This window comes from Acinetobacter lwoffii, from assembly GCF_024129715.1.
GTDB classification, from domain to species: domain Bacteria; phylum Pseudomonadota; class Gammaproteobacteria; order Pseudomonadales; family Moraxellaceae; genus Acinetobacter; species Acinetobacter lwoffii_U.
Window position 1 is genome coordinate 16713 of record NZ_JAMXXM010000004.1, and the last position, 12464, is coordinate 29176.

10 protein-coding genes and 4 pseudogenes are annotated in these 12464 nt (G+C 42.6%); 4 read left to right on the forward strand and 10 right to left on the reverse strand.

Annotated elements, in window-relative coordinates:
• Positions 1-34 precede the first annotated feature (34 nt).
• Positions 35-709, forward strand: a pseudogene (locus tag NI462_RS04585) (DUF1345 domain-containing protein).
• Between the two features lie 121 nt (positions 710-830).
• Here the strand turns inward: NI462_RS04585 and NI462_RS04590 are convergent.
• The 3 genes and pseudogenes from NI462_RS04590 to NI462_RS04600 all read right to left on the reverse strand — a co-directional run bounded on the left by NI462_RS04590 (position 831) and on the right by NI462_RS04600 (position 2498).
• The gene (locus NI462_RS04590; RefSeq protein WP_004280652.1) at positions 831-1328 is read right to left on the reverse strand and encodes a DUF2505 family protein; all 498 of its coding nucleotides are present in this window, start codon (positions 1326-1328) and stop codon (positions 831-833) included.
• Positions 1329-1477: 149 nt separating this feature from the next.
• Positions 1478-1753: pseudogene (locus tag NI462_RS04595) on the reverse strand (hypothetical protein).
• A gap of 259 nt (positions 1754-2012) precedes the next feature.
• Entirely contained in the window at positions 2013-2498 is a 486-nt protein-coding gene (locus NI462_RS04600; protein ID WP_253159489.1) for a hypothetical protein, read from the reverse strand.
• 371 nt (positions 2499-2869) lie between these two features.
• On the opposite strand from NI462_RS04600, the gene NI462_RS04605 reads away from it, so the two are divergent.
• Positions 2870-3337 (forward strand): GNAT family N-acetyltransferase, encoded by a 468-nt coding sequence (locus NI462_RS04605; protein WP_005263560.1) that lies wholly within the window; start codon positions 2870-2872, stop codon positions 3335-3337.
• On the opposite strand, the pseudogene NI462_RS04610 reads toward NI462_RS04605, so the two are convergent.
• The 5 genes and pseudogenes from NI462_RS04610 to NI462_RS04630 form a co-directional block, all read right to left on the reverse strand.
• Positions 3334-5145: pseudogene (locus NI462_RS04610) on the reverse strand (sensor domain-containing diguanylate cyclase). The gene NI462_RS04605 and the pseudogene NI462_RS04610 overlap by 4 nt on opposite strands.
• A 241-nt stretch (positions 5146-5386) precedes the next feature.
• Positions 5387-5725, reverse strand: coding sequence for an FKBP-type peptidyl-prolyl cis-trans isomerase (locus NI462_RS04615; protein WP_138742988.1), 339 nt, complete (start codon positions 5723-5725; stop codon positions 5387-5389).
• An 85-nt stretch (positions 5726-5810) separates the two neighbouring features.
• Complete coding sequence (locus NI462_RS04620; RefSeq protein ID WP_180180469.1) at positions 5811-6434, reverse strand: MgtC/SapB family protein; 624 nt, start codon at positions 6432-6434, stop codon at positions 5811-5813.
• An 85-nt stretch (positions 6435-6519) separates the two neighbouring features.
• On the reverse strand, positions 6520-7050 hold the full coding sequence (locus tag NI462_RS04625) for a YaeQ family protein (RefSeq protein ID WP_253159491.1): 531 nt from the start codon (positions 7048-7050) through the stop codon (positions 6520-6522).
• Positions 7051-7151: 101 nt separating this feature from the next.
• Entirely contained in the window at positions 7152-8159 is a 1008-nt protein-coding gene (locus NI462_RS04630; protein WP_005265917.1) for a CobW family GTP-binding protein, read from the reverse strand.
• A 391-nt stretch (positions 8160-8550) separates the two neighbouring features.
• On the opposite strand from NI462_RS04630, the gene NI462_RS04635 reads away from it, so the two are divergent.
• Positions 8551-8784, forward strand: coding sequence for a hypothetical protein (locus tag NI462_RS04635; RefSeq protein WP_004645811.1), 234 nt, complete (start codon positions 8551-8553; stop codon positions 8782-8784).
• Between the two features lie 354 nt (positions 8785-9138).
• A pseudogene (locus tag NI462_RS04640) lies at positions 9139-10743 on the forward strand (bifunctional 3-(3-hydroxy-phenyl)propionate/3-hydroxycinnamic acid hydroxylase).
• Positions 10744-10824: 81 nt separating this feature from the next.
• Here NI462_RS04640 and NI462_RS04645 read toward each other — a convergent pair.
• Together NI462_RS04645 and NI462_RS04650 are read right to left on the reverse strand one after the other, a co-directional pair.
• Positions 10825-11439 carry a glutathione S-transferase family protein gene (locus NI462_RS04645; protein ID WP_253159493.1) on the reverse strand — a complete coding sequence of 205 codons (615 nt, stop codon included), beginning with the start codon at positions 11437-11439 and terminating at the stop codon, positions 10825-10827.
• A 131-nt stretch (positions 11440-11570) separates the two neighbouring features.
• Entirely contained in the window at positions 11571-12464 is an 894-nt protein-coding gene (locus tag NI462_RS04650) for a LysR substrate-binding domain-containing protein (RefSeq protein WP_005104032.1), read from the reverse strand.

A 12464-nucleotide genomic window follows, 5' to 3' on the forward strand; every position in this document is an offset into this window, starting at 1 on the left:
ATCTTGAGAAGTCAGCAAAACAAATATAAATGGCATGATGCAGCTTCTTCAATCTATAAAAACGGCACTTCATCCCGTCTGTATTTCTTTATTATTTTCCCAGCCATCATTGGATTTTATCTGATTTTATAGACAGCCCCCCCCTTTGAGCGGGTCCAGCTGTCTATTAATCAGCTGGAATATTGCCATTTATGCGTATTTAGGCTTTACCATCAAAAAACTCTGGCGTATTGATCATGCTCATATTCTGTAACGTGCCATGCAACAGGATGCCAGTAAATGGATCATTCTGTTTCTGGTGATTCTTGCCTTAATCATGTGTTTTATTACGATTATTATTGGAATTAATCACTTACCCAAAGATACTACCGTCCGAACCGGTCATTTAATCTTATCAGTTCTGACCATTATTTCAGCCTGGTTCTTGATGCATACGATTTTTGCAATTCATTATGCACATGACTTTTATCTAGCGCTCGACAAACAGCAACAAGGCGGACTAGATTTCCCCAATACCGCAAGACCGACTTATCCGGACTTTCTATATTTTAGTTATATCATCGGGACTTCTGCGCAAACTGCAGATGTATCCATTACTTGCCAATCCATGCGGGTTCTCAATACCCTACATTTGCTTTTGGCCTACGGATTCAATACCACCATTCTGGCCATCAGCATTAACGTGACGGCAAACTTTATCAGCACTTAAGCTGGGTTTCTTGGATAGTGGCAATACACTGAAAATGGTGATCTACCGCCCAATTAGCTACCACTACCCAGCGTCTACCTAATCAGTTTTTAAATTAGGTCGATCACACTATTTGATTGCTTCAAGCGGTGAGACCTTTACGCAATTCATCTTCGACGATGCTGAGTTCAATTTCACTAAATTTACGAATCTCACCTTCCGCATGCTTTTCTAGCATGCCACCGAGCAAAGGCACTTTGACTTTGACTGTCCAGTTTAATTGAAACTGGATCTGGTCTTCATCTCCGGTAACTGCACGCTGACAGATGGCTTCGATCGGCAAGTTCGCACCGAGTTGTACCGTCGAAGTCATTTCATTCAGATCGCTGACATCGGTACGCTGCAAACGGAAGGCATCTTTGAGTAATTTTTTTGCGATATCCGGAATATTAACATCTAGATTATAAGCGCGTTTCAGGGTATACATATGCCCCTGCTTTTCCGAAACCAGGATTTCCAAGTTTTGCGCAGGAATTCGATGGCAAACTGCCTCATGCAAACGAATATCATTGGCCAAACGCTTAAATTCATCAATAGACACGCCATTGATAATTGCTTTCACGGTGAACTGATGTGCCATGCTATTTTTTCCTTATTTTTATTACGATATTCGCCTATGCCACTCTCGGCTGATGCGAATAAAAATCAGATACAGAGATGACTCTGCAATTTATATCAACTTTATAGCGGATGTCATTATTCTTTTATCGGGAAATTCCGGCAGCCCGGTCAATGTTTGCAACATAGTTTTACTGAAAGCTGTGCCTGTCCACAGCTGATCTGTAGCTGCGCTTCGCCATAATAAATCACGGCATGAAACTCATCGGCACCATCATCTAGACCGGAAACATACTATTCAGTTCCAGCTGGGAAAGCCTGCAGCCAGTCAGCCTTATAAAAATCAGACACAGAATCAAACTGCAAATACAGTTCAGGCTCAGCTTCGATCTTCATCGCCAGTGCAATAAACTTCTGTAATTGTGCTTGATGAAAATCAATGATCATAGTATTTCTGCCTTTTTAGTCCGGATCATTGCTCGCCAGACTTCGTACATTTTAAATGACTATTTCAAGGATACGACTCTCGAGTTTTGAGGTTTTTCTAGCACAAGATTATGGCTTAAAGGAGATAAATTATATGGGCTATTTCCGCCAAGCGGCAGAAAAAATCTGAGCTAAGGCATGAGATACCTTTTCTGAATTGCAATGGCTTAAGTACGTAGTCTGAGATCTTCAATCGTACAGAATGACTGAAAGTGGTGTTCTAAGCACAGTCAGAATGCAAAAGTTCCCTGCGAATTTCATGCCGGTGCTCTTCTCCAAAACGGTCGACATGTGCATAGAATACGCCATAGCGACCGACATAATATTCCAGTGACTGATCATAAAAATTCCAGAAAATAGACCATTCCCCTAAATCCATCTGATGAATCTGGGTGCCACTGTGCATCGGCATTTTTTGTAATAGTTCTTGCTGTAATTGTTCGGCCTGTGCCCGATTCTCAATATGCACTTGCTGTTGAAAGAATAGCTGTGCCACATCGTCAAACAGCTCCAGTTCATAAGCATCTACCAGATGTACTTGCTGCTCTTGCTCGATGACCTCTTGCTCTGTCATGCTGGAAATCTGTGCCGGTTTTTCTGGACGCTGACGCGCCAGATGGCGCTGAGCTTTATAGATCTTTCTGCCTACGATCCAGGCAGCATTCAACATGAATAACACACATAACAGGAGCAGTAATTTCAGCATGGTTGATGATCTCATGTGACTCATTTTATTTTTATGGTTATAGGATCAAGATTCATTTGAATAGTCCCTTTTGACTCAGCATACGTCTATTTTTTATACAGTGCAAACTTGAGGCTTATTTTTGCTATTTATCTTCTCTGCTTGCTCATTTGTGCCCAGATTCAAACTTCGATTTATTTAAAAATGGATTTGCTTTGATTTTTTATTTTTAACGCTGTAATGAGATTGAAGAACTTGAGATAAACAAACAGAACAAATCAGCAACAGAACCGATCTTCACATTGATAAATCACAGTAAAGATTCTCAAAAAACTACAATATTGTTCTGTTTTTTACCCTCTTCTTTTTTATCAAATAAACCTTCCCTATAAATGTTCGAGAAAATGAATAATATTATGATTCGTGAAGGGAGGGTCGAAGATATACCTCAAATTATTCAGGTCATTCATGACAGCATTCAGTCCTGTGTACTGGATCATCAGCGTGAAGAAAGCAAAATTCAAACCTGGCTAGAAAAATTTGATCATGCCAGCCTGATTGTCGATATGCTGTATAACGATTGCTGGGTTTATCTCATCTATGACAAGGTCGTCGGGTTCTTATTGGTCAGTGATGCTGGAGAAATCCGGATGCATTATGTGGCCCAACACTGCCAAAGGCTGGGGTTTGGCACCGAGTTATTTCATCAAATGCATCACGCTTTATTAAAGAAAAAAATTCATCAGATTGAAATACAGTCTACTCAAACTGCCTTAAGTTATTATCAACACTGCGGCTTTCATCCCCATTCTGCCGAGTCAGAAGATGAATCGCGTTATCTGTATAAATATGTTTTTTAATCGGCCTCTTTTTCAATTTTTAATTGATCACGCCCTGCCTGTTTGGCGGCGTAGAGCTGCACATCTGCCGCTTTCATCAATTCATGAATATCTGCATAGCCATGTTTTTGTTCAACCCAGGCCGCGCCCATACTAACCGTAACATAATCTTTTTCATCTGGCCGATTCAGATGTTGCATACGCTGTTCCCGAATCTGGTTTAACACATTTTCCAGATTTTGCAGGGCGGTTTGAACCGGTATTCCAGTGAGCAGAATCGCAAACTCTTCACCACCATAACGTGCCAGATAGCCAGACGATGGCAAAGCAGACTGAATAATCCTGACCAGATTTTTCAGGATTTCATCGCCTTTTAAGTGGCCATAGTAGTCATTATAGTTTTTAAAAAAATCGACATCGAGCATGGCAAAAATCAAGGTATGTTGCGGCTGTTGTTGGGTCTATAAAAACTGCTGCTGGATTTCATGATTTAAGGCACGCCGGTTAAAAGCCCCAGTCAGCGCATCAATGTTCATCTGCTGTTCCAGTTTGGCATTTACTTCACGCAGCTGCTGGGTGCGTTCTTTAACTTTTTGATCGAGCGAATTATTGAGGGCGATCAGGTTCAGGTTCAGCTGTTCAGTCTCATAAGTTTGATGTGCATAATGCCTGGACTGCTGAAACATGATTAATAAGGCGTAGATACTGGTTGAGATAAAGAACAGATGCGTTGTTTTAATTACATTGATCAGCAACAGATAATCATTCAAAAAGGTGACACAGAGGAAAATAATCGCAATCAGATTTAAACGTGAATAATGCTCTTTATAACGTAAGGTCTGATAAAAGCCGTAAATAAAATTACAGATGATAACCAAGGCGAAAATCGCACTAAATAGGGCCAGACGTTCGAATATCTCAGGAGGTGAAAATAGGGTGAAAGTAATGTTAAAGACCAGTAATGCCACTGCGATATAATAAATCACCGGATTTAGATAGCGCCGGTTAAACAGATGCATATAGCTGAGAAAAAAGAAGGCAGCAATAAAAGTAAACAGATACTCTAAGCGGGTTCCCCACAACCAGTTGATATTGGTAAATACCGAATAGGCATAAGGTGCAGAAAACAGATTATGCAGGGCCAAAAAGACAATAAACCAGCCAAAAACAAAGATACTTTTACTGTTACGTTCCCGTGATCCCCTGAATACCGAAAATAGAATGGTAAACACTCCCACCCCAAGTACCGCGCCGCAAACCATGGCAATAGTCATCATGAGCTGCTGGAATTGGCGATTGATGGTACCTGCAACGCCGATCTGCATCGGTCGCTCGAGACCGCCATGCAAGTGGGTATAATTTGAGGCCTGAATGCTTAAAGTAATATATTCAGTGTCTGAAACAAAATAGCCAATACGCGGTGCTTTTTCAGTCACTTGTTTTTCAGGTGTGGTACTGATTTCTCCGAGCCGGACAATAAACTGTCCATTGACATATACCCGATAGGCACCGTATTGGGTCGGAATCCGAATCGCGATGCGTCGCCCGAGAAATTCTTTCGGAATTTTAAAATAGCCAATAAAGGTACCATAGCCAGAATTTGAACCCGCCAGAGTTTTAAAAGAGGCTGGTAATTCAACTGTTTTTGACTGGAGTACAGAGCTGGGCTGAATAATAAACTGGCTCGGATAAAACAGCCATTTTCCCTGCAAAGAACTAGAGCTATGTTCGGTAAAATGGACTTCAGTAATATGGTCGTGAGATTGCTGCTGAAATGACGGCGACGGGAGCTCATCATGGGCGATTGCTGAACTTGTAATCCAAGTCATCCAGCTAAAGGCCCAGACAAATACGAAAAAACAGACATTCCTTATCGAGTTATGCAAATACGTTCTATCTCAAGATAATTCTTTATTATTCTTATAATTTACAAGGAATATTTTTGATTTCAAATCTTTTTAGATGTTTTTTGTAGCTTCTCCGGCACAGCCTATTTTGAAGCAACTGCACCGGAACCAGCGTACATATTCTAATAAAAAATAGATTTTATATTCAGCTAGTTAAATCATTTTAATCACGTGTTTTCACATCAAACAGTTCAATTTCAAAAATCAAGTTGGAATTGGCTGGAATGACTTTACCCATTTTACGTTCGCCATAGGCCAAATGTGCAGGCACCATCAGCTTACGCTTACCGCCAACTTTCATTCCCAGAATCCCCTGATCCCAACCTTTGATCACACGACCGGTACCAATGACGGTTTCAAAATAATTACCGCGGTCAAGAGAAGAATCAAACTTGGTTCCATCTTCCAGCCAGCCGGTATAGTGCGTGGTAATTAAGGCACCTTTTACCGCTTCTTTACCTTCGCCTACTTTTAAATCAATAATTTCAAGTTCGTTGATCATGGTTATTTACCTGAGAGGGGCATAAAATTCAAAGCTCAGTATAAACCGGATTGCTCTGTTTTTTTAAGTCTGGGCCATTGATAGGTTAAAAGCTGAGTTCCTGAATATTCTTATCATTGAGTAAATACTGGGTTAATTCTTGATGATTCTTGGCCGACCCCATCAGAATCCAGCGTCCGACAATCTGTTGATCCATTTTTTTTTGTGAGGAATGCACTACTTTTAACTGATAACGTTTAAATAGCATTTCGTAGTGATTGGAATCATTTTGATCAAATGGGCAGACGATTTCATAGCTGCGTTCCTGATTCAGAGATTCAATGCCGCGCTGGACATACATCAATAGAACCAGCACCGCCATGACAATAAAAGTAGCCCAAATACTTAAGAGTTCATAGCCTGCACCGACCGCCATGCCGAGTGCAGCTGTCATCCAGATGGTGGTCGCGGTGGTAATCCCGGAAATACGGTTATCATCTTTCAGGATAACACCAGCACCTAGAAAACCCAGTCCAGTCAAGACATTGGCGGCCAGCCGGTCAGGATTGGCCACGCCTATTTTCAGGGAGATAATGGTAAATAAACAGGAACTCAGACTGACCATAATCATGGTACGCAGTCCGGCAGATTTACTGTGATACTCACGCTCTGCACCAATAATTGCGCCGATCGCGACAGCCAGCAGTAAATCATAAAGTTCATGGTACATGGTGCAACCCTGCGTATTCTTATCCCTCAGATATACGCAATTTGAGCTACAGGATACAAGTCCAGACTTGCATCCTTATTTGGCCTTATTGTAACTGTTCCCACTCCACCAGCACCTGGCCCTGATCGCCAATCAAGGTCCATTCACCATCCATCACATTGAGCTGTAACTGCATGGTGCGTTCGCATAACTGTGGCAATGCGTCGGTGGTTGCGGTAGATAACTTCCACACTTCCGCATTTTTTAAGATTTTTAATTTGCTGCTGCGCTTATACCATTCATCCACCGCAGAACCATAGGTGACGACTGCGACCTGCTTGCAACGCGCACTGGCCTTTTTGACTTTATCTTCGTCCGGGCTACCGACTTCAATCCATTTGACCAGTTGCCCGGTCAGATCCTTTTCCCAGAGTGCCGGTTCATCGGTTTCAAACAGATCCTTGGTAAATTCCAGTGCTTCATCGGCATAGCGTGCATAGGCCAGAATACGCACCATCAAGCGTTCAATGGTTTCTGAAGGATGCAGCGCCATCGTCAGCTGATAATCCTCATAACGATGCGTATCCATATCCGCAATATTCAAATCAACCTTATAAATCGTCGCTTTTAACGCCATCACATAATCCTCAAATTTGGCGCCTAGCATATAAGATTTAGCACTATTTTGCTGAACAGATTTAGGCCAATAATTCATTCAGCGCACTAGAAACAGTACCATTATTTCTCTGGATCCATACGACATTGCATCAGGGCAGTTTCAAAGGCCAGCCAATCCCGTGACTGTTGATAAATCACTTCTACCCGGTTATCAATGCCTTCATCTGCCGACTGATAGTTAAACTGCTCAGGATTAAAATTAAAGCTTTTCCAGCCTTGATCCGTATTAAAAATTCCCTTGATTCTGAGCCAGTCTTTTTGTTCACAGAGCAGATCCAGCAGATCATAAAAATTGAATTGCCAGCGTTTTGGCAATTTCCAGCCCGCAACCTGATAACCCTGCGCGCTTTCTACATAATGATAAGGCATTTGCTGAATCACTAAGGGCGTATCTGCTGAACGGGTGATCTGTTGCTGTTTTAACAAAGGCTGAATCTGACGGGCGGAACCCCGATAGTCCTGCTTGATCAGTTCGATATCGAGTTGTCCATGCTCGGTGAACAACCACTGTTGGGCATAAGGTTGATATTCTGTCTGAAGTTGCGTGAGTGCTGCGTGGTCTGCGGTTGTCATCAAGTCAGTATGTGAAATCACCACAATATGCGCTGCCTTGAGTTGGTCTGCGTACAGGTTTTGCTGAGTCCAGTCTCGATCATGCAAACGTGAACCATCTACCACTGTGACCAATGCCTGCATGTTTAAATGACTCTGCCAGTGCGGTTCGGTCAGCTGTTCCAGTAATTGGCCAGGATGCCCCAGTCCGGTAGGTTCGATAAACAGACGATCCGGTTTCACTTCTGACAGCAGGCGTGACAAGGCAATCTGCATCGGCAATTGGCTACTGCAACATAGACAACCACCCAACAGCTCTTTGACCGCATAACCCTGATCTTGCGGCAATAACTGCTGGTCTACCCCAATCTGGCCGAATTCATTCATTAGCACAGCCCAGATTTCCTGTTCCGGTTTTTGCTGTAATAAATGTTTGAGTAGTGTGGTTTTACCTGCACCCAAAAATCCGGAAATGATATGGACAGGAATAGCCTGCGACGCTGACAGAATTTTCAAAATCGACTCTCAAGAGATTGAATAGAAATAGCAATACTCTGCATTATAAAGCACAGTATGACTTTAAAATGCGTGTTCTTCGCAAACACGGCGTGAAAATCACAGAGATAAAAATTAATGGAATGATCCCAAATTACCAATTTTCTATGTTAACTTTTATTTCAAATTGGATTTTTGAAATATTCACACACACTTTCATTAAATAAAAATCCGCATAATTAACAAAAATAAAACAACTTTCTCAGTTTTGTATCTGCTGGGTTATTCCCTGCGTGTCGCTTTTGTTAATTGATTTGCTCAGTAAAATTTCAGTGCTTAGGATGGGCATCTGTCGAATTGATGTGATGGTCAGCTCGGCAGATTACATGACATGAATAAAAGGATGCCAAAAATGAAATATGCACAAATCTTACTTGCCACTACGCTTACTGCTGCTGCAGCCACCAGTTTTGCTGATAGTAAAACTACAGATGCGAAAACCACCACTGCAGAAGAAAAAGTGATTGTGACTACCCAGGAATTACCTGAATCGAATGCTCCTGTTGCAGGCGCATCTGCAGAGCAGCCTGCTGCCTCTGAAGCTGCTGCGGAAACTACGACACCTGCAAAACCTGCTGCACGTTAAGTGATTGAACAACTCGTTTAATCCTTCAATGAAGATATCAGGGACAGTAATTCTCCAGTAGGCTTTGTCCTATACTGCCCCCGATATTATTCTATGCTGAATCATGCTTGATGCTGGTTCAGCATTTTTATTGCACAAAATCTATTTATCACCATAGTCAAAACTGATCATAGAATTAATACAGGCTATCAAATTTTTATTATTTTTATAATTAAAATCAACTATTTATTTAAAAAAAACCTATTTCAATCCAATATTATCCATATTACTTAAGCTACTATCGCCTAACTTGTTTCTGGCTTCTAACTGTCCCTTAATAGCATCAAATGCAAGTCAATTGAGTGGACATTCGCTATGAGCAATACTAATTACACTACTGAAGTGGCAATTCTGGGCGCCGGCCCTGTCGGCTTAACCATTGCCAACTATCTGAGCAAGCAAGGCGTAACTGTCACGATTGTCGAGCAACTGGATAGTTTGATTGATTATCCACGTGCGATTGGAATCGATGATGAATCCTTACGTACCATTCAATCTTTGGGTTTAGTCGATCAAGTCTTACCGCATACCACTCCGAATCATGCGATGCGCTTCTTGACGCCTAAAGGTCGCTGTTTTGCAGATATTCAGCCTTTAACACGTGAGTTTGGTTTCTCGCGCCGTAATGCCTTTATTCAGCCACAAGTCGATAACGTCCTACTGCAAGGCTTAAAGCAATATAAAAACACCCAAGTGCTATTTTCTCGTCAATTGACCCAGTTTAGTCAAGATGCTGACGGCGTAACACTCAATCTGCAAAATAAAGAGGGCGATGCAAAAACCATCCGCGCTCAATATCTGATTGCCTGTGATGGCGGTAATTCTTATGTGCGCCGCAACCTGGGCATTGCCTTTGAAGGTGAAACCGCACCGAATCAATGGATCGTGATTGACCTTGAGAATGATCCGCTTGCTACACCACATATTTACTTATGTTGTGATCCGGTTCGTCCTTATGTATCAGCCGCATTGCCACATGGTATTCGCCGGTTTGAATTTATGGTTATGCCGGGTGAAACGCAGGAAGAACTGAGCAAACCGGAAAATATTGCCAAACTTCTTTCTAAGGTTTTACCAAGCACAGATGGTATCGAAGTGATCCGTCAGCGTGTCTATACCCATAATGCTCGTATTGCCGACAAGTTCCGTGTCGACCGTATTTTACTTGCCGGTGATGCAGCGCACATTATGCCGGTATGGCAAGGTCAGGGTTATAACAGCGGTATGCGTGATGCCTTTAACCTGGCCTAGAAAATGGCACTGATTATTCAAGGCAAAGCTGGCCCAGCACTTTTAGATTCTTATCAGATCGAACGTAAAGACCATGCCAAGGCGATGATTGACCTGTCGGTGATGGCAGGTCACGTATTGGCACCACCGAAAAAATGGCAAGGTTTTGTTCGTGACGGCATTGCCTATGCCCTGAACTATATCAAACCGATCAAGCAGTATCTGCTGGAAATGCGTTTCAAGCCGATGCCGAAATATCATGACGGCGCACTTTTAAGTAACGGAGCCAAGAACTCTCCGGTTGGCAAGATGTTTATCCAGCCTCAGGTTCAGCTGGCTTCAGGTGAAACCGTATTACTGGATGAAATGATCGGTAATGATTTTGCGATTATTGCCTGGGGTGTCGATCCGAAATGGGGTCTGAGCCCAGATACGTTGCAACAGTGGAAAACGCTCGGCGTGAAATTCATTCAGGTAATTCCTGCGGTGCAATTGCAAAATAGCCAGCGCAAAGAGTATGAAGATGTCATCACTATTGGTGATATCGGCACAGATATCCGCTCGTGGTTTGGCAACACGTCTGAATCCGTTGTGATCTTACGTCCTGACCGTTTCGTGGCTGCCCTGGCCATTCCTCAATCGATGGAAAGCACCAGCCAGCAACTGTTTAAAAAGCTTTACCTGAAATAATATTAGGGTCACCTTTCACCACGCTTCGGCGTGGTTTTTTTATTGTTTTTAGATATCCCGGACAATATATAGACCGAGGAATTAGACTCGGTATTCCTGAAACCACGGAATATCTTTCAGGGAATCACGGCGAGCCATCTGCTGCAGGAAGGGCCTGAACTCGTCAAATGGCGGTAAAATTTTCGCAGATATGGCGAAGATCAAACAGTAAGCCACATAGAGATCCGCCGCCGAGACTTTTTCACCCAACAGATAAGGACTAGCCTGCCCGATGCCCTGTTGCAGAAAATCAAATACGGCTACTTCATTCCCAAAACTTAAACTTCTCCGGTTCTTTTCAATATTTTCTGGCGACACCTGCAAATTTTTTATATCGATATATTCGGTGAAGGGTCCATGACAGAAAAACATCCATTTTAAATACGCCCCACGCTTCGGATCATCCAAAGCAGGTGCCAATCCTTTGTCACGATATTTATCTGCCAGATAGATAAAAATGGCGGCCATTTCTGAAATAATGACGCCTTGATCCACCAGACAGGGAACTTTTTCCATCGGATTGATCCGTGTATACGCCTGCTGATGCATATGCTCATAGGCAACTTCCACCTGCTCAATCTGATCTTCAATCTGCAATTCTTTCAGCAAAGGCAACAAGGTCAAGCCACGTGATTGTGGGTTGTTATAGAGCTTCATCATCCTGCTTCAACCGGTTTTTATTGTTAGAGGTTCAGTATAAAGTGATTTGCAGTCCCGATTTAAAAGGATGTGCTACAGATCATTTCTGTCGCACGGCTTTTTAGATGGGCAGATTGAAGGTTTAAATATTAAAAAAGATCCACACAAAACTTTTCTTTTAATACTTTCAAAATCAGATCAATCACCACATGTTTTTGATCCTTGCGATAATTGGCATACAGTCCAATCATCGGTAACGGTTCTAGGGTCTTTTTCACCACAATATTATCGCCGAGCAATGGAATCACATAGGCTGGCACCAGACTCCAGCCCACGCCCATTCCCACCAGATTGACATTGAGCAGAATATTGGTGGAATACTGCACCACATTCACTTTTAATTTGGACTGTTTAAAAAAATCCTGAATCAGCTTATGCAGTTGCGGTGAGGACTGCTCACCACTAATCACAAAGTCCTGATTTTCAAAACTCTTGATACTGACATAGGACAAGGCCGCAGCCGGGGAATCTTTCGGCACGATCAGGGTTAGAGGCTCATCAAAAATGCGGATCGAATCAAACTCACTCAACTGCCCTGGATATCGGGTAAAGGCAATGTCAATCTGTCCATTTCTTAAAGCACTAAACTGTTCTGCATCGGTCAGACTGTGAAACTGTGCTTTCAGTTCAGGAAAATGCGCGCGGATATTCGGCATGATATAAGGAAAGACTTTCATTTCCGCGACCGGGACAAAACCGATATTCAGCTGGTCCTGCTGCGCATTGGCGATCTGTCTGGCAGTCTGAATGGCGCGCTCTGCATGCTCAAGACTCAGTAAAGCTTCTTTTAAAAACGCCTGTCCAGCTTCAGTTAGCCCGACCTTACGGTTATTCCGCTCTAGCAACTGTACGCCAACCTCACGTTCCAGATCCTTGATTTGCTGGCTCAATGAAGGCTGTACCGTATTTAATTTTTCCGCGGCACGGGTAAAGTTCAGTTCCTGCGCCACCGTAACGAAATAACGTAAATGCCTTAATTCCAT

Excerpts from the sequence above, each read along its gene's own strand:
- NI462_RS04590 (WP_004280652.1), bottom strand. The coding sequence starts at position 1,328 with ATGGCACATCAGTTCACCGTGAAAGCAATTATCAATGGCGTGTCTATT.
- NI462_RS04600 (WP_253159489.1), bottom strand. The coding sequence starts at position 2,498 with ATGCTGAAATTACTGCTCCTGTTATGTGTGTTATTCATGTTGAATGCT.
- NI462_RS04605 (WP_005263560.1), top strand. The coding sequence starts at position 2,870 with ATGTTCGAGAAAATGAATAATATTATGATTCGTGAAGGGAGGGTCGAA.
- NI462_RS04615 (WP_138742988.1), bottom strand. The coding sequence starts at position 5,725 with ATGATCAACGAACTTGAAATTATTGATTTAAAAGTAGGCGAAGGTAAA.
- NI462_RS04620 (WP_180180469.1), bottom strand. The coding sequence starts at position 6,434 with ATGTACCATGAACTTTATGATTTACTGCTGGCTGTCGCGATCGGCGCA.
- NI462_RS04625 (WP_253159491.1), bottom strand. The coding sequence starts at position 7,050 with ATGGCGTTAAAAGCGACGATTTATAAGGTTGATTTGAATATTGCGGAT.
- NI462_RS04635 (WP_004645811.1), top strand. The coding sequence starts at position 8,551 with ATGAAATATGCACAAATCTTACTTGCCACTACGCTTACTGCTGCTGCA.
- NI462_RS04645 (WP_253159493.1), bottom strand. The coding sequence starts at position 11,439 with ATGAAGCTCTATAACAACCCACAATCACGTGGCTTGACCTTGTTGCCT.
- NI462_RS04650 (WP_005104032.1), bottom strand. The coding sequence starts at position 12,464 with ATGGAATTAAGGCATTTACGTTATTTCGTTACGGTGGCGCAGGAACTG.